Below are 22,747 nucleotides of genomic sequence, written 5' to 3'. Positions count from 1 at the left end.
GCCCTCCGGCCCTCCGGCCCTCCGGTTCAGCGACGGTGACGTCGGCTCAGCGCCGGCCCTCGTCGCGGTCCCCGGCCCCTTCCGTATCGGCTTTCGCCTCGGCCTCCTTGGCCTCCACCTCGGGATCGAGGGACGCGTCCCCGTCGACCGACGACGGTGAACTCCCCTCGTCCACCTCGGTGGGTGCGGGCGGCTCGACCAGCCAGTCGGGGTTGGCCTGCTTGTCCCACCACTTCCAGGCGGCGAACGCGCCGCCGACCAGTACGCCGAGGATCAGCAGACCCTTGGCGACGCGTCCGGCCCTCGTCCGGCGCTCCCGCTTCCTGATGATCTTCTGAACGTCCTTCGGCGTCACCTGACCGCGCAGCGCGGCCCAGGCGGCAGCCGAACGCGACCCGGCCTCCTCGTAGAGCTCCTCGAGGACGGGACCGGTCGCGGCGACCGCGTGCTCGACACGCGGAACGGTGTAGTCGGTCGCCTGACGGGCGGCCTTGCGGGTCACGGCCGCGGCGCGTTGCGCGGCTTCGTCGACCCGCGGCGGCACGTGTGGCGCGACGTACGCGCCGTATTGCAGTCGTGCCTGCCTACGGGCCTGCGACGCGGCCTTCGAGACCTTCGGCGCGAGGTAGCAGCGCGCCTCGTGTGCGTACTGAACGGCCTGGTCCCTGGCCGTGCCGGCGTACGGCGCCACCACTTCCGCGGCGTGCAGAACGCTCTCCTTCGCCGAACCTGTCGCGGCGCGCACGCTCTCCATGCGGGTCACGGGATTCCTCCTCCTCGGTGGCGATGTCGGTTTTTCACCTTTCCATCCTTTTCGGAATCATGCCTGCCCGGCCGCTCCCCGGCATGCGGGGCGGGCATCCGGGGCATGCGGCCATGCGAGGATGCGCACGAACGTGTAGTGCCCGCAGTGGTGGAGGAAGGCAGAACGTGGCTGAGCAGCTGTACGCGACCCTGAAGACCAACAAGGGGGACATCGAGATTCGGCTGCTGCCGTTCCACGCTCCCAAGACGGTCCGGAACTTCGTCGAACTCGCCCGCGGCGAGCGCGAGTGGACCCACCCGGCGACCGGCGAGAAGTCCTCGGCCCCGCTCTACGACGGCACGGTCTTCCACCGGGTGATCAAGGGCTTCATGATCCAGGGCGGCGACCCGCTGGGGAACGGCACGGGCGGCCCGGGCTACGAGTTCGCCGACGAGTTCCACCCCGAGCTCTTCTTCGACAAGCCGTACCTGCTCGCGATGGCCAACGCCGGCCCGGGCACCAACGGCTCGCAGTTCTTCATCACGGTCGCCCCGACGAACTGGCTCACCCGGAAGCACACGATCTTCGGTGAGGTCGTCGGCAAGGACAGCAAGGCGGTCGTGGACGCCATCGCCGCGACCGAGACCAACCCGCGCACGGAGCGTCCGGTGGACGACGTCGTCATCGAGACCGTCGTCGTCGAGAGCCGCTGACGCCGGCACCGCTCCGGCTTTCCGGGCACGTTCCGGCCGCCTTCCGGGAACCTTCGCGCCCCGCCCGTCCGTAAGGAGGGCGGGGCGACGTGCTGACCGCGCCCGCCGCCCGCAGACCCGTCCGTCCTCGGAGGACCTCGATGCACTGCTCCAACCATCCGGACCGCGAGACCGGCATCCGCTGCACCCGCTGCGAGAGGCCGATCTGCCCGGAGTGCATGGTTCCGGCCTCCGTCGGCTTCCAGTGCCCGGACTGCGTCAGGAACGGTTCCGGTACCGGCCACGCGCCGCACGCCAACCAGCCGCGGACCATCGCGGGGGGCCGGGTGGCGGCGGACGGGCGGCTCGTCACCAAGATCATCATCGCGGTCAACCTGGCGCTGTTCATCGCGGTGCAGGCGGCGGGCAACCGCTTCGTGGACCAGCTGGTCATGATCGGCTACGCCTACAACCCGGCGCTCGGCGAGGTGGTCGGCGTCGCGGACGGCGAGTGGTACCGGCTGATCACCTCGGCCTTCCTGCACCAGGAGATCCCCCACTTCGTCTTCAACATGCTGGGTCTGTGGGTGATCGGCGGGATCGTCGAGCCGGAGCTCGGCCGGATCCGCTACGCCGCCGTGTGCCTGATCTCCGGGCTCTCCGGCTCGGCCCTGGTCTATCTGCTCGACGCCCCGAACCAGGCGTCGCTCGGCGCCTCCGGGATCGTCTTCGGACTGATCGGCTCCTGGGTGGTGCTCGCCCGGCGCCGGCGCTACGACATGCGGCCGGTCTTCCTCTTCGTGGCGATCTCGCTCGTCTTCACCTTCGCCCGGCCCGCGGTCTCCTGGGAGGCGCACATCGGCGGGCTGGTGGCGGGTGCGCTGGTGACGTACGGGCTGGTGCACGCGCCGCGGGGCAGGCGGGACCTCGTGCAGTACGGGGTCTGCGCCCTGATGCTGCTGATCGACCTGGGGATCGTGCTCGGCCGGACCGCCGCGCTCACCTGAGCGTGGAGGGCTGTGGACGAGCTTCCGCGAAAGCTTTCCCCAGAGTTATCCACAGTGTGTGCCGATCGGGTCACCCTGGTCTGGACATGACCAAGCCCTCCGCCTCTGACCAGCGATTATCGGTCAGAAACGGAGGGCGAAGTGCGTGTACGAACACGTTCGATCAGTGAGCTCGCGGTCGTACCGGCGTCAACCTGGTGCGAGTTATCCACAGATCGTCGTAAGTTATCCAGTGCTGTGCACAACACTGTGGATAACTCAGGGCAGAGCTTTACGGAGTCACTTCCACTGCGTGGAGACGCCGAACCCGGCCGCGATGAAACCGAAGCCCACCACGATGTTCCAGTTGTTGATGGCCTTGACCGGCAGAGTGCCGTCGGTGACGTAGAAGACCACGATCCACACCAGCCCGATGGCGAACATCGCCAGCATCACCGGCGCCACCCAGCTGCGGTTCGTCAGCTTGATGGACGCGGCCTGCTTCGTCGCGGGCGGCGGCGTGTAGTCGGCCTTCTTGCGGATCCGTGACTTCGGCACGAGGGACTCTCCTGTCGATGCGCTGCGTGACCGCGCAGGGAACTGTGGCTGGCGCCGGGACGGGACGGGGGCGGGACGTGACGAAGCGGACCGCTGAGTCCCCCCGGGCGTCCGTTAGCGTAGTGGTTCCGCGGCACCGAAGGGGATCAGGGTACGTTGAGCAATTCCGCCGACTCTCCCGAACGGCCGGGCCGAAGCCTCAGGTGGCGCCCGGTCCGGGTGCTGACCGCTGCCGTCTTCGCCCTCGCCGGACTGATCTTCGTGACCAGCTTCCTCGCCGCGAAGGGCACCAACCTCCGCACCGACGCCTCGCTGCTCCGGCTCTCCGACCTGATCGAGGAGCGCAGCCACAAGAACGCCGTGCTCGACGAGAACGCCGCCGGCCTGCGCCACCAGGTAGACGCCCTCGCCGCCCGCGACGACGGCTCCACCAAGGCCCAGGACGCGCGCCTGCGCGCCCTGGAGAACGCCGCCGGCACCACCGAGACCTCCGGCCCCGGCCTCAGCGTCACCCTCAACGACGCCCCGCCGAACGCCCAGGCCGCCCCCGGCTACCCCGAGCCGCAGGCCAACGACCTGGTCATCCACCAGCAGGACCTCCAGGCCGTCGTCAACGCCCTGTGGCTCGGCGGCGCCAAGGGCATCAGGGTCATGGACCAGCGGCTCATCTCCACCAGCGCCGTGCGCTGCGTCGGCAACACCCTGATCCTCCAGGGCCGCGTCTACTCGCCGCCCTACAGGATCACCGCCGTCGGTGACCGCGACCGGCTGAACAAGGCCCTCGCCGACTCCCCCGCGATCCAGAACTACCGGCTCTACGTGAAGGCGTACGGGCTCGGCTGGAAAGTCGACGAGCACAAGGCGGTGACTCTTCCCGGCTACTCCGGCACAGTGGACCTCCACTACGCGAAGCCGGTGAGCTGACCGGTGGGCTGACCGGGGGGAGCCGGATCCGGTGACGGTGCGACTGGTCGTACGGACCCTCAGCGAGCTGTGCATCACCGCCGGAGCCCTGATCGTCCTCTTCGTCGCGTACGTCATGTACTGGACCGGCGTCCAGGCCGACGCCGCCGTCGCCGGACAGCTCGACACCCTCCAGCAGGAATGGGCGGCCCGCCCCGTCGACCCCGCGCCCGCCCCGCCCCGGGACGGCCGGGCACGGCAGGCCGCGCCCGAGCCGTACACCGCCGGCAAGGGCATCGCCGTCATGTACGTGCCCCGGCTCGGCGCGGACTGGGAGTGGCCCGTCCTGGAAGGCACCGGAACGGGCGTCCTGAACAAGGGCCTCGGCCACTACGCCGGCACCGCCCGCCTCGGCGCCACCGGCAACTTCTCCGTCGCCGGCCACCGCCGCACCCATGGCGACCCCTTCAAGGACTTCCCCCGGCTGCGCCCCGGCGACGCCGTCGTCCTCAACGACGGGACGACCTGGTACACGTACCGCATCGACCGCGCGCCCTACCGGACCGTCCCCACCGACACCGGCGTCATCGACCCCGTACCGCGCAAGTCGCCCTTCCGGAGCCCGGGCCGCTATCTCACCCTCACCACCTGCGACCCGGAGTGGGGCAGCAGCCACCGGCTGATCGTCTGGGGCCACCTGGACGCCACCCGGCCGGTCACGGCCGGTCGTCCACAGGGTTTGGACAGCTGACCCCTGACCGCCGCTCCGACCCGTACTCTGGTCCCCGTAACGAACGGAAGGGGCTGCGGACGTCATGTACGGATGGATCTGGCGGCATCTGCCGGGCAACGCCTGGGTGCGGGCGCTGATCTCGGTCGTGCTGGTCCTCGCGGTCGTCTACGTCCTCTTCCAGTACGTGTTCCCCTGGGCGGAGCCGCTGCTTCCGTTCAACGATGTGACGGTGGACGGCCAGTGAGCGCGCGAATTCTCGTCGTCGACAACTACGACAGCTTCGTCTTCAACCTCGTTCAGTACCTCTACCAGCTCGGTGCCGAGTGCGAAGTGCTCCGCAACGACGAGGTGGAGCTCTCGCACGCGCAGGACGGCTTCGACGGCGTGCTGCTGTCGCCCGGTCCCGGGGCGCCCGAGCAGGCCGGCGTGTGCATCGACATGGTGCGCCACTGCGCCGCGACCGGGGTGCCGGTCTTCGGCGTGTGCCTCGGCATGCAGTCGATGGCCGTCGCGTACGGCGGGGTCGTCGACCGCGCCCCCGAGCTGCTGCACGGCAAGACCTCTCCGGTCACCCACGAGGGCAAGGGCGTCTTCGCCGGCCTCCCGTCGCCGTTCACCGCGACCCGCTACCACTCGCTGGCCGCCGAGCCCGCCGCGCTGCCGGCCGAGCTGGAGGTCACGGCGCGCACCGAGGACGGCATCATCATGGGGCTGCGCCACCGTGAACTGCCGGTCGAGGGCGTGCAGTTCCACCCCGAGTCCGTGCTCACCGAGCACGGCCACCTGATGCTCGCCAACTGGCTGGTGGAGTGCGGCGACAAGGGAGCGGTCGCGCGGTCCGCGGGGCTCGCCCCGGTGGTGGGCAAGGCCGTCGCGTGACGGCCGGGTCGCCGTGGTTCCGGGCGACGAACCCGCCCGGACCGGAAGGCGAGCCCGGCCCGGTACCGCCGTCACAGCCGCCGTACGAGGCGGAGACGGCCGTCTACGGGGCGATACCGGCCCCGGGCGACCACGGGGCCACCGAGCCGCCCCTGGCGCCCCAGGAGGGCTACCAGGCCCCGTACGAGGCCCCGGGCTACGCGGCCCCGACGTACGAGGCGTCGCACGAGCCTTCCGCGTACCAGTCGCCCTCGTACGAGACGCCGCCCTACGAGGCGCAGCAGCAGACGTCCCCGTACGAGACACCCGCGTACGAGACCGCGTACGAGACACCCGCGTACGAGACGCCGTACGAGACCTCGTACGGGACCTCTTCGTACGAGCCCGCCGCCGACGAGGAGCCTCCCGCGCCGGCCACCGACTCGCTCCCCGAGCCACTCCCGGAGCCGCTGCCCGGGCCCGGGCGGGCCGAGCGCCGCCGCGCCGCCCGGCGCAAGGGCCGCGGCGCACCCGAGCCGGTCCCCACCGCCACCGCGGCCGTCGCGGACGGGCAGCCCGCCCGGCCGCTCTCCCGTGTGGAGGCCCGGCGCGCCGCCCGCGCCGCCAAGGAGTCCTTCGGCGTCGTCCTCAGCCGGGGCGTCGGCGAGCTCTTCATCACCTTCGGCGTCGTCATGCTCCTGTTCGTCACCTACCAGTTGTGGTGGACGAACGTCCGCGCCGGGCTGGAGACCGACGAGGCGAAGAAGCAGATCGAGAACTCCTTCGACCAGGGCGGCGACCAGGCGGGCGCCTTCGAACCCGGCAAGGGCTTCGCCATCATGTACATCCCCAAGCTGGACGTCGTCGTCCCCATCGCCGAGGGCATCGGCAAGACGGAGGTCCTCGACAAGGGCATGGTCGGCCACTACGGAGAGGGCAGGCTGAAGACCGCCATGCCCGCCGACAAGCAGGGCAACTTCGCCGTCGCCGGCCACCGCAACACCCATGGCGAGCCGTTCCGTTACATCAACCGGCTCCAGCCGGGCGACCCGATCGTCGTCGAGACCCGCGACGCCTACTACACGTACGAGATGACGAGCATGCTGCCGCAGACCTCGCCGTCGAACGTCACGGTCATCGAGCCCGTGCCGAAGCAGTCCGGCTTCAAGGGACCCGGCCGCTACATCACGCTCACCACCTGCACGCCCGAGTTCACGAGCACCTACCGCTTGATCGTGTGGGGCAAGATGGTCGAGGAACGCCCGCGCAGCAAGGGGAAACCGGCCGCGCTCACCGGCTGACCCCTCACACTCAGGCTCAGGCTCAGGTCATTCAGGACGGGACGACGCAGTGGCACGTGCGCGCAACCGGATCGCCGGAATCATCAGCGTCTTCGGTGAACTCCTCATCACCGCGGGCCTGGTGCTCGGCCTCTTCGTCGTCTACTCGCTGTGGTGGACCAACGTCGTCGCCGACCGCGCCGCCGACAAGGAAGGCGACCAGGTCCGCGACCACTGGGCCGCCGCCGGCCCCGGCGCGCTCGACACCAAGGACGGCATCGGCTTCCTGCACGTGCCCGCCATGGGCGACGGCGAGGTCCTCGTCAAGAAGGGCACCGGCACCGACGTCCTCAACGGCGGTGTCGCCGGGTACTACACCGATCCGGTCAAGGCCGCCCTCCCGCAGGACAGGCAGGGCAACTTCACGCTCGCCGCGCACCGCGACGGCCACGGCGCGAAGTTCCACAACATACACAAGATCAAGACCGGCGACCCGATCGTCTTCGAGTCCAAGGACACCTGGTACGTCTACAAGGTCTACAAGATCCTCCCGGAGACCACGAAGTACAACGTGGACGTCCTCAAGGCCGTCCCGGAGGAGTCCGGCAAGCACAAGCCGGGCCGCTACATCACCCTGACGACCTGCACCCCGATGTACACCTCGGACTACCGCTACATCGTGTGGGGCGAACTGGTCCGCACCCAGAAGGTCGACGCGGCGCGCACGCCGCCGGCCGAGCTGCGGTAACCACCGCGCGGCACGAAGTAAGCCCCGGCATCCATGGATGCCGGGGCTTACTTCACGAACGGGGGTACTCCAGCCGGAGCGGGGCTCCTACTGGCCGAACCAGCCGCCGCCGCTCTTCTCCGTCTTCACGTTGACCGCCTGGTTCGGCTGGCCCGGCGTGCCGGGCTGCGGGTCCTGCTCCTTGACCTTGGCGTCGCCGCCGTTGGGGCCGTCGACGGTGCCGAGCTGGTAGCCGAACGCGGCGAGCGTGGCGCGGGCCTGGTCGAGGGTCATGCCCGTGATCGGCGGGACCGGCTGCCCCGTCGGCTGCTGCGGGCCCTTGGAGACCTTCAGCGTGATCTGGACGTCCTTCGGCTGGCCCGTGTTGCCCTTGGGGGTCTGGTCGATGACGGTGCCCGCGGGCTGGTCCGAGTCGACGTCCTGCCGGGCGATGTTGGTGAAGCCGAGCGTCTGGAGCTGCTGGACGGCCACGTCGTAACTGCGGGTGGTGACGTCCGGCAGGTTCGACTTCTGCTTCTTCGCCACGGTGATCGTGACCTTGGAGTTCTTCTCCGCCTGCGAGTTGCCCGCCGGGTTCTGCTTCAGCACCCGGCCCGGCTCCTGGTCGGACTCCTCCTCCTCGACGGAGACCTGGAAGCCCTTCTCCTTGAGCAGCTCCTCGGCCTTGTCCTGGAACTTGTCCGTGACGTCCGGGACCTCGACCTGCGGCGCGCCCTCCGAGACCACGACGGAGACCGTGGCGCCGACGTCCATCTTCGCGTCCGCCGTGTACGCGGGGTTCTGGCTGCAGATCGCGCCCTTGGGCTGGTCGCAGCGCTCGCTGCCGCTCTGCTCGACCTTGACCTGCGAGTTCGTCGCCAGGCCCTGGGCCTCCTTGAACGTCTTGCCGACGAGCAGCGGTACGGGCACCTGGTCCGCGTTGTCGTTGCCGGAGGTCAGCGAACGGCCGATGAGGATCGCGCCGACGAGGACCAGAAGGCCGGCGACGGCCAGCAGTATCGTCGAGGTGTTCGACTTCTTCTGGCGGTTCTGGCGGCGGCCGCCCGCGCGGTCGTCGTAGCCGTAGCCGCCGTGGTCCGGGTTCATGGGCGGCAGCATCGTGGTCTGCGCGCCCGCCGGCTCCGCCGGGTGCAGCGCCGTCGTCGGCTGGTCGTCCGGGTAGCCGCCGTAGCCGGCGCCGTAGCCGACCGCGCCCAGCGCGGCGGTCGCCGCGACCGGCTGGCCGTCCAGGCACGCCTCGATGTCCGCGCGCATCTCGTCGGCGGACTGGTAGCGGTAGTCCGGGTCCTTGACCAGCGCCTTCAGGACGATGGCGTCCATCTCGGGCGTGATCTCGGGGTCGTAGACGCTCGGCGGCTGCGGCTCCTCGCGCACGTGCTGGTACGCGACGGCGACCGGCGAGTCGCCGACGAACGGCGGCCGTACGGTCAGCAGCTCGTAGAGCAGACAGCCGGTGGAGTAGAGGTCGGAGCGGGCGTCGACCTGCTCGCCCTTCGCCTGCTCCGGGGAGAGGTACTGGGCCGTGCCGATCACCGCGGCCGTCTGCGTCATGGTCATGCCCGCGTCGCCCATGGCGCGCGCGATGCCGAAGTCCATGACCTTGACCTGGCCGGTGCGGGTCAGCATGACGTTCGCCGGCTTGATGTCGCGGTGCACGATCCCGGCGCGGTGCGAGTACTCCAGCGCCTGGAGGATGCCGACGGTCATCTCCAGCGTGCGCTCGGGCAGCAGCTTGCGCCCGGAGTGCAGCAGCTCGCGCAGCGTGGACCCGTCGACGTACTCCATCACGATGTACGGGATGGAGACGCCGCCCGCTCCGGCGGCGCCGTCGTACACCATGTCTTCGCCGGTGTCGTAGACCGCGACGATCGCGGGGTGGTTCAGGGAGGCGGCCGACTGGGCCTCACGGCGGAACCGGGCCTGGAAGGACGGGTCACGGGCGAGGTCGGCCCGCAGCGTCTTCACGGCGACGGTGCGGCCGAGCCGGGTGTCGTGCGCGAGGTAGACCTCGGCCATGCCACCACGGCCGAGCACCGAGCCCAGCTCGTACCGGCCGCCGAGGCGACGCGGCTCTTCCATAGCTACTCCAGCCCTCTCCGTCTGTCCCGACCGCACCCGTGTGTGGTCCGGCGGTGTGCTGTTCGCGCATACGCTACCGGCCGCGCGGAGGCGCTTGGCCCGCCGACCGCCACCTGATACCCGACCGGTACACGGCCCCGAGCGGCCCGGAACCGCTCCGGAACGCTCCCTTCCCAGGTCGTGGGCCGGGCTCCGGCCGCGGGCGTGGTATCGGTCACGGTTCCGTCCGCTTCCGTCCAGTCCGCCCGGTTCCGTCGGATTTCGGCCGGGTTCAGTTCCGGCTCTTGAGCACCGCCTTCATCACGGCCTTGGCGATCGGCGCCGCCAGACCGCCACCCGTGATGTCCTCGCGGTCGACACCGGCCGAGTCCTCGACGATCACGGCCACCGCGACCGGCGAACCCTGGTCGGTCCTCGCGTACGAGATGAACCACGCGTACGGACGCTTCGAGTTCCGCTCGCCGTGCTGCGCCGTACCCGTCTTGCCGCCGACCTTCACGCCGCCGCCGAGGGCCGCGTTCTGACCGGTGCCGTTCTCGACGACGTTCTCCATCATCGCCTGGAGCTGCTGCGCGGTCTTCTGCGAGATCGGGCGGCTGAGCTCCTCCGGCTCGGTCTTCTTGATGACGTCGAGGTTCGGCGCCCGCAGCTCGTCGATCATGTACGGCTTCATCAGCTTGCCGTCGTTGGCGATCGCGGCCGTCACCATCGCCATCTGCAGCGGCGTCGTCGCGGTGTTGAACTGGCCGATCGAGGAGAGCGCGTTGCCACCGCGGTCGGCGTTCTTGTCGTAGACCGAGGCGACGGCGCGGACCGGCACGAACTGCTCGGAGTTGAAGCCGAACTTCTGCGCCATGTCGAGCATCTTGTCGCGGCCGACGTCGTCACCGAGCTTCGCGAACACCGAGTTGCAGGAGATCCGCAGCGCCTCGTTGATGCTGGCGTTGGCGCAGCCGTTGGCGTGGTTCTTCATCGGCACCGTCGAGAGCGGGATCTTCCAGCCCTCGGGGGTGTCCGTCGGCGCGTTGATGTCGGTGATCTTGCCGCTCTCCAGCGCCGCCGCGGCCGTGACGACCTTGAAGACGGAGCCGGGCGGGTAGATCTCGCGCAGCGCGCGGTTCAGCTTCGGCTTGTTCTTGTCCTTCTCCAGGGCGTTCCACGCCTCGGAGTCCTTGTTGTGGTAGCCCGCGAAGGACCCGGGGTCGTACGACGGCGTGGAGGCGAGCGCCAGGATCTTGCCCGTCGACGGCTCGATCGCCACGACGGCGCCCGTCTTCGAGCCGAGCCCCTTGAACGCGGCCTTCTGCGCCTCCCCGCTCAGGGTGGTGACGACGTCGCCGCCCTTCTTCTTCTCGCCCGTGAACATGGCGAGCGTGCGGTCGAAGAACAGCCGGTCGTCGTTGCCGGTGAGGATGCCGTCCTCGATCTTCTCGATCTGGCTGGCGTCGAACGCCTGCGAGGCGTACCCCGTCACCGGGGCCCACATGGGGCCGTCGACGTACGTCCGCTTGAACGCGTAGAAGTCGTCACCGGAGTCGACCGAGCCGGTGATCGGCTTGCCGTCGACGATGATGTTGCCCCGCGCGTTGGAGTAGCGCTCGATCGTCACCCGCTTGTTCTTCGGGTTGGCGTTGAGCTCTTCGGCGCGGGCGAACTGCAGCCAGTTGTCCCGCAGCAGCAGGGCGAGGACCAGCAGGCCGCAGAAGATCGCGACCCGGCGCAGCGGCTTGTTCACGGACGGACCACCTGCGTCATCTCGGCGTCGGGGTTCGGGGCGGGGGAGGGCGCGGGGCGGCGCGCGGTGTCGCTGATGCGGATCAGGATGCCGATCAGCGCCCAGTTGGCGATCACGGACGAGCCACCGTAGGCGAGGAACGGCATCGTCATACCGGTCAGCGGGATCAGGCCCATCACACCGCCGGCCACGACGAAGACCTGCAGCGCGAACGCGCCGGACATGCCCATCGCCAGCAGCTTGCCGAACGGGTCGCGGGCCGCGAGCGCGGTGCGCACACCGCGCTCGATGATCAGGCCGTACAGCAGCAGGAAGACCATGACGCCGGTCAGGCCGAGCTCCTCGCCGACGGTGGCGAAGATGAAGTCGGAGTTCGCGGCGAAGCCGACCAGGTCGGAGTTGCCCTGCCCGAGGCCGGTGCCGAGGATGCCGCCGGAGCCGAACGACATCAGCACCTGCGTCATCTGGTCGCAGGCCATGGCCATGTTCGTGCCCTCGCCGGCGGTCTTCAGACACTCGAACGGGTCGATCCACGCGGCCACACGCGACTGCACGTGGCTCGCCGTGGAACCGACGACGACCGCGCCCGCGGTCGACATCAGCAGACCCATGACGACCCAGCTGGTCCGCTCCGTCGCCACGTACAGCATGATCACGAACATGCCGAAGAACAGCAGCGACGTACCGAGGTCGTTCTCGAAGACCAGGATGAGCAGGCTGATCGCCCAGATCGTCAGGATCGGGCCCAGGTCACGGCCGCGCGGCAGGTAGAGCCCCATGAACCGGCGGCTCGCCAGCGCCAGCGCGTCCCGCTTCACCATCAGATAGCCGGAGAAGAACACGGCCAGGACCAGCTTGGCGAACTCACCGGGCTGGATGGAGAAGCCGCCGATGTGGATCCAGATCTTGGCACCGAACACGTCGGAGCCGAGGCCCGGCACCAGCGGCAGGAGCAGCAGCACCAGGGCCGCGGCCATGGAGATGTACGTGTAGCGCTGCAGGACGCGGTGGTCCTTCAGGACCAGCAGCACACCCACGAACATGGCGACGCCGATCGCCGAGTACATCATCTGCTTCGGCGCGTCCGGGCTGAAGCTGCCGAACTGCGACATCGACCGGGCGATGATCCGCGGCGACTGGTCGAGCCGCCAGATCAGCACCAGGCCGAGCCCGTTGAGCAGCGTCGCCAGCGGCAGCAGCAGCGGGTCCGCGTACGGCGCCCACTTGCGCACCACGAGATGCGCGACGCCCGCGAGCAGGGTCAGGCCGGCCCCGTACCCGAGCATGCCCGGCGGCACCTTGCCGTCGATCGCCAGACCGACGTTGAGGTACGCGAACACCGGGATGGCGACGGCGAACGCGAGCAGCGCCAGCTCGGTGTTGCGACGGCTCGGCGCCTCGATGGCGCCGATGGTGGTCGTGTTGGTGACAACGCTCATGGTGGTGAAAGGCCCCCTACGGGTCTGCTTACTGCTTGCCGCAGTTCGAGGCCAGCTTCTGCTCCTCCGCGGACAGGGTCGGTCCGGGCGACGGCGCGGCCGTGGTCGGCTTCTTGTTCGACGAGCCGGGCGAGGCGGCGCCGTCGGTCGGCGGCGGGTTGCTTGCCTTGTCCGCGGCCTCCGCGGCGGCCTTGTGACGCTCCTCGGTCTTCTTGCACGCCGACGCCTGCAGCCCCAGCTCGGCGATCTTCGTCTGCGCCTTGTCGAGGCTGCCGCCCGCGATGGTGTCCTCGACCTGCTTGCGCTGGTACGCCGGCAGGTACTTGAGTTCGATCTCGGGGTGGTCGGTCTCGACCTCCGAGAGCTTCACCCACGCCAGGTCCTGGCTGATGCCCCGGTACAGCGCCACGTGCTCGTCCTTCGAGCCCACGAAGTACTGCGTCTGCGTCCAGCGGTAGCCGCCGTAACAGCCGCCGCCGACGACGGCGAGGGCCAGCACCAGGAAGAAGGAGCGCTTCAGCCACTTCCGGCCCGCCGAACGCGGCTTCACGAAGTCGTCGTCCGTGTACGCGTCGAAGGAGCCCCGCGGCGGCATCCCGCCGTACCCGTAGCCGTGGTCCTCGCCGCTGCCGGGCGGGCCGAAGCTGCCGGCCGGCGGCTGCTGGTGCGGGGCCGGCCGGCCGAGGCCGGAGGCCCGGCCCGCGGGCGTGTGCATGGCGCCGCCGTCGTGCAGCTGCGGCTGGTTCTCGGCGACCGCGCCCACGATCACCGGGGTGTCGCTGATGTGACCGGCGAGGGTGTCACCGCCGTCGACGTCGAGGACGTCGGCGATGATCACCGTGATGTTGTCCGGGCCGCCGCCGCGCAGCGCGAGCTGGATCAGCTCCTGCACGGTCTCCTGCGGGCCCTGGTAGCTGGCGAGGGTCTCCTCCAGCGTCTGGTGCGAGACGACACCCGACAGGCCGTCGGAGCAGACCAGATAGCGGTCGCCCGCCCGCACCTCGCGGATGGAGAGGTCCGGCTCGACGTTGTCGCCGCTGCCCAGCGCCCGCATCAGCAGCGAACGCTGCGGATGGGTGGTCGCCTCCTCCTCGGTGATCCGGCCCTCGTCGACGAGCCGCTGCACCCAGGTGTGGTCCTGCGTGATCTGCGTCAGCACGCCGTCGCGCAGCAGATAGGCGCGGGAGTCGCCCACATGGACCAGGCCGAGGCGCTGGCCGGTCCACAGCAGGGCGGTGAGCGTGGTGCCCATGCCCTCCAGCTGCGGGTCCTCCTCGACCATCATCCGCAGCTGGTCGTTGGCGCGCTGCACCGCCGTACCCAGCGACGTCAGGATGTCGGAGCCGGGGACGTCGTCGTCGAGCGTCACCAGCGTGGAGATCACCTCCGACGAGGCGACCTCGCCGGCGGCCTGGCCGCCCATGCCGTCGGCGATCGCGAGCAGCCGGGGACCGGCGTAGCCGGAGTCCTCGTTGCCCTCGCGGATCATGCCCTTGTGCGAGCCCGCGGCGAAACGCAGTGAAAGACTCATGCCCACCTGCCCTGTCGGCGCCGCCTGGGGGTGCCGCCGGTCTCGAGCCACACTGCCCACCCTCCGGTCGCTCCGGTCGGGAGCCCGTACCCGCCCTGGCCCGCTGCCCGGGCTGCCGCGCGGTCCTCGGGGCGGCCCGTCGTGGGGACCGTCCCGGCGCGCCTGCTCCGCTCGCTCATTGTCGTACTACTTCCGCAGCTCGATGACGGTCTTGCCGATGCGGATCGGCGCGCCCAGCGGAATCGGGGTGGCGGTGGTGAGGCGGGTCCGGTCGAGATACGTGCCGTTGGTCGACCCGAGGTCCTCGACGATCCACTGACCGTCCCGGTCCGGGAAGATCCTGGCGTGCCGGCTGGAGGCGTAGTCGTCGTCCAGCACGATCGTCGAGTCGTGGGCCCGGCCCAGCGTGATGGTCTGGCCCTGCAGGGCGACCGTCGTGCCGGTGAGGGTGCCCTCGGAGACGACGAGCTTGGTCGGCGCGCCCCGGCGCTGCCGCCCGCCCGCCGCGCTCGGCTGGCCGCCGCGCTGCTGCGGGGGCGCGGCCTGCTGCCGCCCGCCCTGCTGAGGGCGCGCCTCGGCACGGCGGGAACCCCGCTGGGTGACCCGCGTGCCGAACAGGTCGCTACGAATGACCTGGACGGCCACGATGACGAACAGCCACAGAACGGCCAGGAAACCCAGCCGCATGACCGTCAGGGTCAGCTCTGACATTGCCCCCGCTTCACCCTTCGGCTTGCCGGTAAACGATGGTGGTGCTGCCCACGACGATCCGCGAGCCGTCGCGGAGCGTAGCGCGGGTGGTGTGCTGCCCGTCCACCACGATGCCGTTGGTGGACCCGAGATCCGCGATCGTCGAGGGCGTGCCGGTCCGGATCTCGCAGTGCCGGCGCGAGACGCCGGGATCGTCGATCCTCACGTCCGCGTCGGTGCTGCGGCCGAGGACCAGGGTCGGGCGGGAAATCTGGTGACGCGTGCCGTTGATCTCGATCCAGCGGCGCACCTGACCGCCGCCGCCCGCGGTGGGCGCGGGCGGACGGTGCGCGGGCATGGCCGGAGCACCGGGCGGTGGTGCCGCGGGCATCGGCGGAGCGCCGGCCGGAGGGTAGCCGTAGCCGCCGCGGGCCGGCTGCTGCGGGTGGCCCTGGCCGGGGTGCTGGCCGGGGTGCTGGGGCTGGCCGGTGGGCGGCTGCGGCTGTGACGAACTCGACGCGAGCGTGCGGCTGCGCACCCGGTACAGACCGGTGTCGAGGTCGTCGGCCTTCTCCAGATGGACCTTGATCGGGCCCATGAAGGTGTACCGCTGCTGCTTGGCGTAGTCCCTGACCAGGCCGGCGAGCTCGTCGCCGAGCTGCCCGGAGTAGGGGCTGAGGCGCTCGTAGTCCGGCGCGCTCAGCTCCACGATGAAGTCGTTGGGGACGACGGTCCGCTCGCGGTTCCAGATCGTCGCGTTGTTGTCGCACTCGCGCTGGAGCGCGCCGGCGATCTCGACGGGCTGGACCTCGGACTTGAAGACCTTGGCGAAGGTGCCGTTCACGAGACCTTCGAGCCGCTGCTCGAACCGCTTCAGGACTCCCATGGGGCACCTCCTCCGTCGTTGTCGTCCTGGTACTGCTTACTGATCGTATCCACGCGTCGGGAAATCGGCTGGTTCCCCTTCTCTGCCCTGTGGACGAGTGTCACCTCTCACAGACCTTCCGCCAGGCTCTCCCCACGGATCGTAGAGGCGGCCTGTGGACAGTGTCCCGCACCGGGCGTTGGAGCAGGAGGGTCTGATGCGTCACCTCTCTCACCCTCTCCTCCCGTCTCCCCCCCGTCTCACCCCGTTCTCCCGTCCCATCCCTCTCCCCTTCCCCTGCCCTCCCATCCCTCTCCCTGCCTCTGTCCTTGGTCGGTCGGGGCGGGGCCGAAACAACGGATGTGAATCCACGGCCTGCGACGTGCTAATCTTCAGATGTCGCCAGGCGAACGAACCGAAAGGGGAGGGAGCCGGGAGACCACCCAATGCGCGGGTGGCGGAATAGGCAGACGCGCTGGATTCAGGTTCCAGTGCCCGCAAGGGCGTGGGGGTTCAACTCCCCCCTCGCGCACCAGACGGAAGCCCCGTAGGTCCAAGACCTACGGGGCTTCCGCGTTGTTGTCGCCCCGCGCGGTCCGTGTGTTCCGCGCGTCCCGTGCGTTCCGCGCGTTCTCGTCCGCGCGAAGTTCGTCGACCTTCGTCGGTGCGGCGAACGACGAAAGAGGAACGCGGAGGGGTGGGGCCGGTGCCTATCGTTCGGGCGTGGAAGCTCGTACGAAGATCCGCGATGTCGTGAACATCCGGACCGTCAGGTCGTGGCCGGCCGCCGCGTGGCACTGGTTCGTGGTGCCCGGGCACTGGTCGCGCCGCAGGACAGCAGGCGAGCTGGTGCTCGCCGTCGTCATGGCGCTGCTGGCCGCCGGCACACAGGAACTGATCGGCGGGGAGGGCTGGAAGACCGCCGTGGTCGCGGTGGCCTCCGCCGTGCTCTCGCTGGTGCGACGCCGGCTGCCCGCGAGTGTGCTTGTCGTCACGTCGCTCCTCGCGCCGTTCATACCGGGCTTCCTGGCTCTGCTGATCCTCATCGGCTGGTCGGCCGGCCGCTACATCGCGGGCGCCGGGCGGGCGCTCGCCGCCTTCTCCACCGCGTACGCGGTGAACGTCGTGGGCACGCTGCTCGAGGCGTGGGACCAGCACCGGATGCTGACGGTGTCGTTCGTCTCGACGCTGTACTTCCTGGGTACGACGCTGGCGCCCGGCCTCGCCCACCGCTACTGGACCCAGCGGCGGACGCTGCTGCACGCGCTGCAGGAGCGCAACGTGCAGCTGCTGCGCGAGCGGGCCATGCTCGTCGGGCAGGCCAGGATGCGGGAACGGCAGCGCATCGCCCAGGACATGCACGACAGCCTCGGCCACCAGCTGGCCCTGATCTCCGTGCACACCGGCGCGCTGGAGGTCGACCCGGACCTGACCGACCGTCAGCGGCAGGCCGTCGCGGTGCTGCGCAACGCATCGGTGGACGCCATGCACGAACTGCGCGAGGTCGTCGGCATCCTGCGCGACGGCGTGGAGGCCCCCGACGACGGCCAGGGCGTTCCCGTTCTGCCGCCCGGCGACGAGACGGGCAAGGCGGCGCGCGGCACCGCCGGCATCGAGGGGCTCGTCACGGCCGCCCGGCACGCCGGGACCACGATCGGCCTGACCCGGCACGGCGACACCCGGGCGCTCGCGCCGGCCGTCGACCACGCCGCGTACCGGATCGTGCAGGAGGGCCTGACGAACGCGTACAAGTACGCGCCGGGGGCCGCGATCGCCGTCGAGGTGCGCTACGAGCCGGACGCGTTCATCGTCGAGGTCTTCAACGAGGACCCGGCCGAGGAGCCCGTCGGAGTCGTCAGCGGTGGCCAGGGCCTCACCGGACTGCACGAGCGGGCCCGGCTGGTCGGCGGCATGATCCACGCCGGCCCCGCCGACGGCGGCGGCTTCCGGGTCGCCGGCGTGCTGCCGTACGGGGCGGTGGAGGCCGCGCCGTACATGGACCCGTTCGCCGTCCCGGAGGACCACAACCCGTACGCGGCGCCCTCCGACAACCCGTACGCGGCTCCATTCGTCGCGCCTTTCGTCGATGCGGCCGACGACTTCCGGCAGCAGAGGAAGGGGCCCCCGCGCGGCCATCGTGGTCCGGTCGCAGTCGGACCGTCCGACTGGACGGTGAGCGAGCGGGAGCTGGCGATGGCGATGCAGGCAGGCAGGGGTCGGAGCACGGGCGCCGGGATCGCGATCGGATGCGGGATAGCGGTCGCCGCGGTGGTGCTGCTGGTCGTGGCGGCCGGCTTCGGCCTGTTCTTCGGGGTGAAGAACGCGATGAGCGACGGAATGATCGACCAGGGGCAGTACGACGCCGTCACCATCGGCCAGAGCGAGAAGGACGTCCGCGACAGCCTTCCTTCGGGGGACACCATCGCCACCACCGGCCTGCACGGAAAGGGCCCCAAGGAGCCCGAGGGATCCAAGTGCCTGGTGCTGATGAGCGCCGAGATGGGCGACGACCCGGAGGGGGAGCCGGTTTTCCGGTTCTGCTTCAAGGACGGCAAGCTGATCGAGAAGAAGTCGTACGACGTGGTGCGCTAGCGCGGACCGGCGCCGGGAGCGAGCGGCAATCGCCGACTCCGTGGCCGGCTGCGGGGCGCGGCCGGGCGTACCGGTAGCCGGTGGGGAGTGGCTGTGACTGGGGCAAGGGCGGGGCAGCGGATCAGGGTCGTGATCGCCGATGACGAACCGCTGATCAGGGCGGGGATCCGGATGATCCTCACCTCGGACCAGGAGATCGAGGTCGTCGCGGAGGCCGTGAACGGCCGCGAGGCGGTCGACCTGTCACGCGCGCACGCGGCGGACGTGCTGCTGCTCGACATCCAGATGCCCGTCCTCGACGGCCTGTCCGCCCTGCCGGAGCTGCGCCGTGCGGCGCCCGCGACCCGGGTGATCGTGCTGACCACCTTCGGCGAGCGGGAGAACGTGCTGCGGGCCCTGGAGCACGGCGGCGCCGGGTTCCTGCTCAAGGACACGGCCCCGGCCGAGCTGATCCGGGCCGTGCGGGCCGCCGCGGCGGGCGACGCCTATCTGTCGCCGGCCGCCACCCGTCATGTCGTCGAGCGGCTCGCCTCGGGCCGCGAAGCGGCCCGCGCCGAGGAGGCGCGCGGCCGGCTGACGGCCCTCAGCGAGCGCGAGCGCGAGGTGCTGGCGCTGCTCGGGGAGGGCCTCTCCAACGCCGACGCGGGACGGCGGCTCCACATGAGCGAGGCGACGGTGAAGACCTATGTGAGCCGGATCCTGGCCAAGCTGGGCTGCGAGAACCGGGTGCAGGCGGCGCTGCTCGCGCGGGACGCGGGGCTGTAGCTGCCCCGGCGTACTCCTTGGGCGGTCAGGCCCTGGTGTCGGGGGTGGAAAGTCCGGCGTCGCCCGCCGCGTTGTAGCGCAGCAGGTACCCGGCGAAGGCGGCGAGGTCCTCTGCCGACCAGTCCTTGAGGCGTTCCTCGTACGCGGCGAGCCGGCTGGCCTGCGTGGAGGCGAGGACCTGGGTGCCCGCCTCGGTGGGGTGCAGCACCTGGACCCGGTGGTCGTCAGGGTCGGGCCGTCGCTCCACCAGGCCGAGCTTCTCCAGGGTCGCGATCTGCCGGCTGACCGTCGACTTGTCCAGGAGGTAGTGGGCCGCGAGGTCGGTGGCCCGGCAGCCCTTCTGGTCGTCGATATGGGCCAGGAGCGTGTACGAGACCAGCGGCAGCTCCGGGTGGAGCCGGGCCGCTGCGGCCCGGGCCCGGCGGGCGAAGGCCGTCAGTTCCCGCTGGATGGTGTCGAGGGAGGTCTCCCGCGCGCCGCCGCTCATGGTGGCTCCTTGGTGCTGCCGTGGGGGGTGCTGTGGGGTGCTGTGTGGACTGTGGGGACGGGCGCATTCGCGACGTCCACGCTGTCGGTTGTATAGTACAACGGTTCCTTAGTTGTAAAAGCCAACCATGGAGGTTCAGGTGTCCGCAGGACCCACCACCAAGGGAGCATTGCGCCACGTCCTCGGGCATCTGCTCACCCCGCTGCTGATGTGCGTCGGCATGGGCCTCGCCTACCTCGGTGCCTTCCACGCCCCCGAACCCCACGACCTGCGCGTCGACATCGTCGGCTCCGGCCCCCGGGCCCAGGTCCTCGCCCAGACGCTCCAGGACAAGGGCGCCGGCGCCCTCGACGTCCGTACGGTCCCCGACCGCGCCACCGCCACCGCCGCCCTGCGCGACCAGTCCAGCTTCGGCGCGTACATCCCGGGCGCGGGCGGGGGTGCGGGCGCGGGCGCGGGCGTGGGTGCTGGTGCGGGTGCGGGTGCGGGCGCCCGTTCGCCTGAGCTGCTGGTCGCCTCCGCCGCCTCCGACACCAGCGCCATGGCCGTCGAGAAGGTCTTCACCAAGGTCGCCGCCACCCAGGGCGAACCCCTCAAGGTCACCGACGTCGCCCCGGTCTCCTCCGGTGACCCCACCGGCCAGGGCGTCTTCTTCCTCCTCGTCGCCCTGAGCATCGGCTCCTACGCCTCCGTGGCCGTCATCGGCGGCGCCGGAGCCGTTCTGCCCATGCGCGTCCGGGCCCTCCTCGCCGCCGGCATGTCCTTCGTCGTCAGCCTCGTCGGCGCCGTCTTCGCCGGGCCCCTCTTCCACCTCGTCGACCACGGCCTCGGCGGCGTCTGGGCGCTGTCCTGGCTGTACTGCGCGGGCATCCTCTTCGTCGGCGTCGGACTGCACACGTACCTGAAGCGGTGGACCACCCTCGGCGTGATGGTGCTGTTCGTGATGCTCAACTTCACCAGCTCCGGCGGCATCTACCGGCCCGAACTCCAGCCCGGCTTCTTCGGTTCGCTGCACGCGTTCTGGAACGGCGCCGGATTCGTGGAGGGCGTCCGCGGCCACGTCTACTTCGACGGCCACGCGCTGGGCGGGAACGTCCTCGTGCTGGCGCTGTGGTTCCTCGCCGGTCTGGTCCTCGTCGCCGTCGCCGGACTCACCGAGAGCCGCCGCCGGGCCGCTGCCGTGCCCGCGCCCCGCGCCGAGACCACCGTCGCTGCTTCTGCTTCTGCTTCTGCTTCTGTGTCTGCTTCTGCTGCCGCCGAGGCCGAGGAGGAGATGGAGGAAGCGGTCGGCGTCTGAGCACTGCGAACCGTCCGCCGAAGTTGTCCACAGGCCGTTGTCCACAGGGGGAGACGGCCTGATGGCCCCGGCTGTACCGTCATGCCCAGTCGACCGAGTTGATGTTGCTCAGCCGGCCGGCACAGGCACGATCGCGAACAGCGGGGGAGGGCGTCCGATGGACGAGACCACGACAGCGGTACCGGAGCAGCGCGGGCACGAGCACACCGCGGACCGTGCCGCCGTCATCACGGTCGGCGCCGCCGTCACGAGCGGCGGCGGCAGCGGCACGGCCGGCCCGGCCCGTATCCCGCACGTTCCCGGCTTCGCCCGACGCACCGCCGGCGCCGCCGCGGCCGACGGGACCACCGCCACCGCCCGGCAGCGGGGCAAGGAGCTCCGGCACCGCGTCCCCCGCTCCGCACACGCCCACCTCGCCGCCGTCCACGGCAGGCCCGACGCCGTGGCCGCCGTCGAGGAGTCCAGCCGGGGCCGCGTACCCGAACTCGCGCCCATCAGGGTCGGCCGCATGGCGGCCAGCCCCTTCGCCTTCCTCCGCGGCTCCGCCGGACTCATGGCCCACGACCTCACCGGCGCCCCCGTCACCGGCATCGCCGCCCAACTGTGCGGAGACGCCCACGCCGCCAACTTCGGCCTCTACGGCGACGCCCGAGGACGACTCGTCATCGACCTCAACGACTTCGACGAGACCGTCGTCGGCCCCTGGGAATGGGACCTCAAACGGCTCGCCACCTCCCTCGTCCTCGCCGGACGCGAGGCCGGAGCCGACGAGGACACCTGCCGCGCCGCCGCCTTCGACACCGTCGGCGCCTACCGCCGCACCATGCGGCTGCTCGCCAAGCTCCCCGCCCTCGACGCCTGGAACGCCATCGCCGACGAGGAACTCGTCTCCCACACCGACGCCCGCGACCTCATAGGCACCCTCGAACGCGTCGAGGCCAAGGCCCGCAACAACACCAGCGCACGGTTCGCCGCCCGCTCCACCGAAGCCGTCGCCGACACCGACGGCGGCGGCAGACGCTTCGTCGACGCGCCCCCCGTGCTGCGCCGGGTCGGCGACGCCGAGGCCGCAGCCGTCGCCGCCGCCCTCGGCCCCTACCTGGACACCGTCTCCGAGGACCGGCGGCCCCTGCTCGCCCGGTACGCCATCCACGACGTGGCCTTCCGTGTCGTCGGCACCGGCAGCGTCGGCACCCGCTCCTACGTGGTGCTCCTCCTGGACCACCGCGGCGAACCACTGGTCCTCCAGGTCAAGGAGGCCCGACCCTCCGCACTCCTGCCCCACCTGCCGGCCGTCGGCTTCACCACCCCCGACACCGGACACGAAGGCCGGCGCGTGGTGCTCGGACAGAAGCGGATGCAGGTCGTCAGCGACATCCTGCTGGGCTGGACCACGGTCGAGGGCCGGCCCTTCCAGGTACGGCAGTTCCGCAACCGCAAGGGCAGCGTCGACCCCGCCGCCCTCACCGCCGACCAGTTCGACGACTACGGCCGCATGACCGGTGCCCTGCTCGCCCGCGCCCATGCCCACAGCGCGGACCCGCGCCTGATAGCCGGCTACTGCGGCAAGAACGAGGAACTCGACGACGCCGTCGCCACCTTCGCCGTCACCTACGCGGACCGCACGACCGCGGACCACGCCGACCTCCTGTCGGCCATCCGCACGGGCCGCATAGCGGCGGAGACGGGCGTCTGAGTCGGCGACGCCCGGCTCCGGACGCAGATCCGGATCCAGAGCAGGAGCCAGAGCAAGACCAAGATCGG

The 22,747-nt window shown here is 70.7% G+C and carries 21 protein-coding genes and 1 tRNA gene; 13 read left to right on the top strand and 9 right to left on the bottom strand.

Going from position 1 to position 22,747, the window contains the following annotated elements; genetic code table 11:
- Window positions 1-46 precede the first annotated feature (46 nt).
- The gene (locus ACWEJX_RS23385; RefSeq protein WP_451609359.1) at window positions 47-763 is read right to left on the bottom strand and encodes a DUF5324 family protein; all 717 of its coding nucleotides are present in this window, start codon (window positions 761-763) and stop codon (window positions 47-49) included.
- 167 nt (window positions 764-930) lie between these two features.
- Here ACWEJX_RS23385 and ACWEJX_RS23380 point away from each other — a divergent pair, with 167 nt between their 5' ends.
- Complete coding sequence (locus ACWEJX_RS23380; RefSeq protein ID WP_451609358.1) at window positions 931-1,458, top strand: peptidylprolyl isomerase; 528 nt, start codon at window positions 931-933, stop codon at window positions 1,456-1,458.
- Window positions 1,459-1,598: 140 nt separating this feature from the next.
- Window positions 1,599-2,444 (top strand): rhomboid family intramembrane serine protease, encoded by an 846-nt coding sequence (locus tag ACWEJX_RS23375; RefSeq protein WP_451609381.1) that lies wholly within the window; start codon window positions 1,599-1,601, stop codon window positions 2,442-2,444.
- Window positions 2,445-2,723: 279 nt separating this feature from the next.
- On the opposite strand, the gene crgA is transcribed toward ACWEJX_RS23375, so the two are convergent.
- Window positions 2,724-2,981, bottom strand: coding sequence for a cell division protein CrgA (gene crgA / locus ACWEJX_RS23370; RefSeq protein WP_389210809.1), 258 nt, complete (start codon window positions 2,979-2,981; stop codon window positions 2,724-2,726).
- 156 nt (window positions 2,982-3,137) lie between these two features.
- On the opposite strand from crgA, the gene ACWEJX_RS23365 reads away from it, so the two are divergent.
- The 6 genes from ACWEJX_RS23365 (at window position 3,138) to ACWEJX_RS23340 (ending at window position 7,503) form a co-directional block, all read left to right on the top strand.
- A complete protein-coding gene (locus tag ACWEJX_RS23365) occupies window positions 3,138-3,905 on the top strand; it encodes a DUF881 domain-containing protein (RefSeq protein ID WP_451609357.1) in 768 nt (255 codons plus the stop codon).
- Window positions 3,906-3,936: 31 nt separating this feature from the next.
- Window positions 3,937-4,635 carry a class E sortase gene (locus ACWEJX_RS23360; protein ID WP_451609356.1) on the top strand — a complete coding sequence of 233 codons (699 nt, stop codon included), beginning with the start codon at window positions 3,937-3,939 and terminating at the stop codon, window positions 4,633-4,635.
- A 64-nt stretch (window positions 4,636-4,699) separates the two neighbouring features.
- Window positions 4,700-4,861 carry a hypothetical protein gene (locus ACWEJX_RS23355; RefSeq protein WP_030685828.1) on the top strand — a complete coding sequence of 54 codons (162 nt, stop codon included), beginning with the start codon at window positions 4,700-4,702 and terminating at the stop codon, window positions 4,859-4,861.
- Window positions 4,858-5,496: an aminodeoxychorismate/anthranilate synthase component II gene (locus ACWEJX_RS23350; protein ID WP_451609355.1), complete on the top strand. Its 639-nt coding sequence runs from the start codon at window positions 4,858-4,860 to the stop codon at window positions 5,494-5,496. The genes ACWEJX_RS23355 and ACWEJX_RS23350 overlap by 4 nt, the downstream gene beginning before the upstream one ends.
- Entirely contained in the window at window positions 5,493-6,776 is a 1,284-nt protein-coding gene (locus ACWEJX_RS23345) for a class E sortase (RefSeq protein ID WP_451609354.1), read from the top strand. Before ACWEJX_RS23350 ends, ACWEJX_RS23345 begins: the two co-directional genes overlap by 4 nt.
- 49 nt (window positions 6,777-6,825) lie before the next feature.
- Window positions 6,826-7,503: a class E sortase gene (locus ACWEJX_RS23340; RefSeq protein WP_451609353.1), complete on the top strand. Its 678-nt coding sequence runs from the start codon at window positions 6,826-6,828 to the stop codon at window positions 7,501-7,503.
- An 87-nt stretch (window positions 7,504-7,590) separates the two neighbouring features.
- Here the strand turns inward: ACWEJX_RS23340 and pknB are convergent, their stop codons facing one another.
- The 6 genes from pknB to ACWEJX_RS23310 form a co-directional block, all read right to left on the bottom strand.
- On the bottom strand, window positions 7,591-9,582 hold the full coding sequence (pknB, locus tag ACWEJX_RS23335) for a Stk1 family PASTA domain-containing Ser/Thr kinase (RefSeq protein ID WP_451609352.1): 1,992 nt from the start codon (window positions 9,580-9,582) through the stop codon (window positions 7,591-7,593).
- 271 nt (window positions 9,583-9,853) lie between these two features.
- Entirely contained in the window at window positions 9,854-11,317 is a 1,464-nt protein-coding gene (locus tag ACWEJX_RS23330) for a penicillin-binding transpeptidase domain-containing protein (RefSeq protein WP_451609351.1), read from the bottom strand.
- Window positions 11,314-12,756, bottom strand: a complete 1,443-nt coding sequence (locus tag ACWEJX_RS23325) for an FtsW/RodA/SpoVE family cell cycle protein (RefSeq protein ID WP_451609350.1) — start codon at window positions 12,754-12,756, stop codon at window positions 11,314-11,316. Before ACWEJX_RS23325 ends, ACWEJX_RS23330 begins: the two co-directional genes overlap by 4 nt.
- 28 nt (window positions 12,757-12,784) lie before the next feature.
- Window positions 12,785-14,287 carry a Stp1/IreP family PP2C-type Ser/Thr phosphatase gene (locus ACWEJX_RS23320; protein WP_451609349.1) on the bottom strand — a complete coding sequence of 501 codons (1,503 nt, stop codon included), beginning with the start codon at window positions 14,285-14,287 and terminating at the stop codon, window positions 12,785-12,787.
- A 186-nt stretch (window positions 14,288-14,473) separates the two neighbouring features.
- The gene (locus ACWEJX_RS23315; RefSeq protein WP_403794262.1) at window positions 14,474-14,998 is read right to left on the bottom strand and encodes an FHA domain-containing protein FhaB/FipA; all 525 of its coding nucleotides are present in this window, start codon (window positions 14,996-14,998) and stop codon (window positions 14,474-14,476) included.
- A gap of 10 nt (window positions 14,999-15,008) precedes the next feature.
- Window positions 15,009-15,863 carry an FhaA domain-containing protein gene (locus tag ACWEJX_RS23310; protein WP_403794259.1) on the bottom strand — a complete coding sequence of 285 codons (855 nt, stop codon included), beginning with the start codon at window positions 15,861-15,863 and terminating at the stop codon, window positions 15,009-15,011.
- A gap of 427 nt (window positions 15,864-16,290) precedes the next feature.
- Between ACWEJX_RS23310 and ACWEJX_RS23305 the strand changes: the two genes are divergently transcribed.
- The 3 genes from ACWEJX_RS23305 (at window position 16,291) to ACWEJX_RS23295 (ending at window position 19,199) form a co-directional block, all read left to right on the top strand.
- Window positions 16,291-16,377 (top strand) — tRNA-Leu (locus ACWEJX_RS23305).
- 218 nt (window positions 16,378-16,595) lie between these two features.
- Complete coding sequence (locus ACWEJX_RS23300) at window positions 16,596-18,434, top strand: sensor histidine kinase (RefSeq protein WP_451609380.1); 1,839 nt, start codon at window positions 16,596-16,598, stop codon at window positions 18,432-18,434.
- 129 nt (window positions 18,435-18,563) lie between these two features.
- Window positions 18,564-19,199 (top strand): response regulator transcription factor, encoded by a 636-nt coding sequence (locus tag ACWEJX_RS23295; RefSeq protein ID WP_403794257.1) that lies wholly within the window; start codon window positions 18,564-18,566, stop codon window positions 19,197-19,199.
- A gap of 25 nt (window positions 19,200-19,224) precedes the next feature.
- Here ACWEJX_RS23295 and ACWEJX_RS23290 read toward each other — a convergent pair whose 3' ends face one another.
- Complete coding sequence (locus tag ACWEJX_RS23290; protein ID WP_451609348.1) at window positions 19,225-19,686, bottom strand: MarR family winged helix-turn-helix transcriptional regulator; 462 nt, start codon at window positions 19,684-19,686, stop codon at window positions 19,225-19,227.
- 139 nt (window positions 19,687-19,825) lie between these two features.
- Here ACWEJX_RS23290 and ACWEJX_RS23285 point away from each other — a divergent pair, with 139 nt between their 5' ends.
- Together ACWEJX_RS23285 and ACWEJX_RS23280 are read left to right on the top strand one after the other, a co-directional pair.
- Window positions 19,826-20,983: a hypothetical protein gene (locus ACWEJX_RS23285; protein ID WP_451609347.1), complete on the top strand. Its 1,158-nt coding sequence runs from the start codon at window positions 19,826-19,828 to the stop codon at window positions 20,981-20,983.
- Window positions 20,984-21,140: 157 nt separating this feature from the next.
- Window positions 21,141-22,679 carry a DUF2252 domain-containing protein gene (locus tag ACWEJX_RS23280; RefSeq protein ID WP_451609346.1) on the top strand — a complete coding sequence of 513 codons (1,539 nt, stop codon included), beginning with the start codon at window positions 21,141-21,143 and terminating at the stop codon, window positions 22,677-22,679.
- Window positions 22,680-22,747: the final 68 nt, after the last annotated feature.

Source organism: Streptomyces sp. NPDC004788, assembly GCF_053601115.1.
This window is presented reverse-complemented; position numbering and strand designations above follow the sequence as displayed.

Coding starts and splice junctions, on each gene's coding strand:
- ACWEJX_RS23375 (WP_451609381.1), top strand. CDS start 1,599: ATGCACTGCTCCAACCATCCGGACCGCGAGACCGGCATCCGCTGCACC.
- ACWEJX_RS23355 (WP_030685828.1), top strand. CDS start 4,700: ATGTACGGATGGATCTGGCGGCATCTGCCGGGCAACGCCTGGGTGCGG.
- pknB (WP_451609352.1), bottom strand. CDS start 9,582: ATGGAAGAGCCGCGTCGCCTCGGCGGCCGGTACGAGCTGGGCTCGGTG.
- ACWEJX_RS23325 (WP_451609350.1), bottom strand. CDS start 12,756: ATGAGCGTTGTCACCAACACGACCACCATCGGCGCCATCGAGGCGCCG.
- ACWEJX_RS23320 (WP_451609349.1), bottom strand. CDS start 14,287: ATGAGTCTTTCACTGCGTTTCGCCGCGGGCTCGCACAAGGGCATGATC.
- ACWEJX_RS23315 (WP_403794262.1), bottom strand. CDS start 14,998: ATGTCAGAGCTGACCCTGACGGTCATGCGGCTGGGTTTCCTGGCCGTT.
- ACWEJX_RS23310 (WP_403794259.1), bottom strand. CDS start 15,863: ATGGGAGTCCTGAAGCGGTTCGAGCAGCGGCTCGAAGGTCTCGTGAAC.
- ACWEJX_RS23290 (WP_451609348.1), bottom strand. CDS start 19,686: ATGAGCGGCGGCGCGCGGGAGACCTCCCTCGACACCATCCAGCGGGAA.
- ACWEJX_RS23280 (WP_451609346.1), top strand. CDS start 21,141: ATGGACGAGACCACGACAGCGGTACCGGAGCAGCGCGGGCACGAGCAC.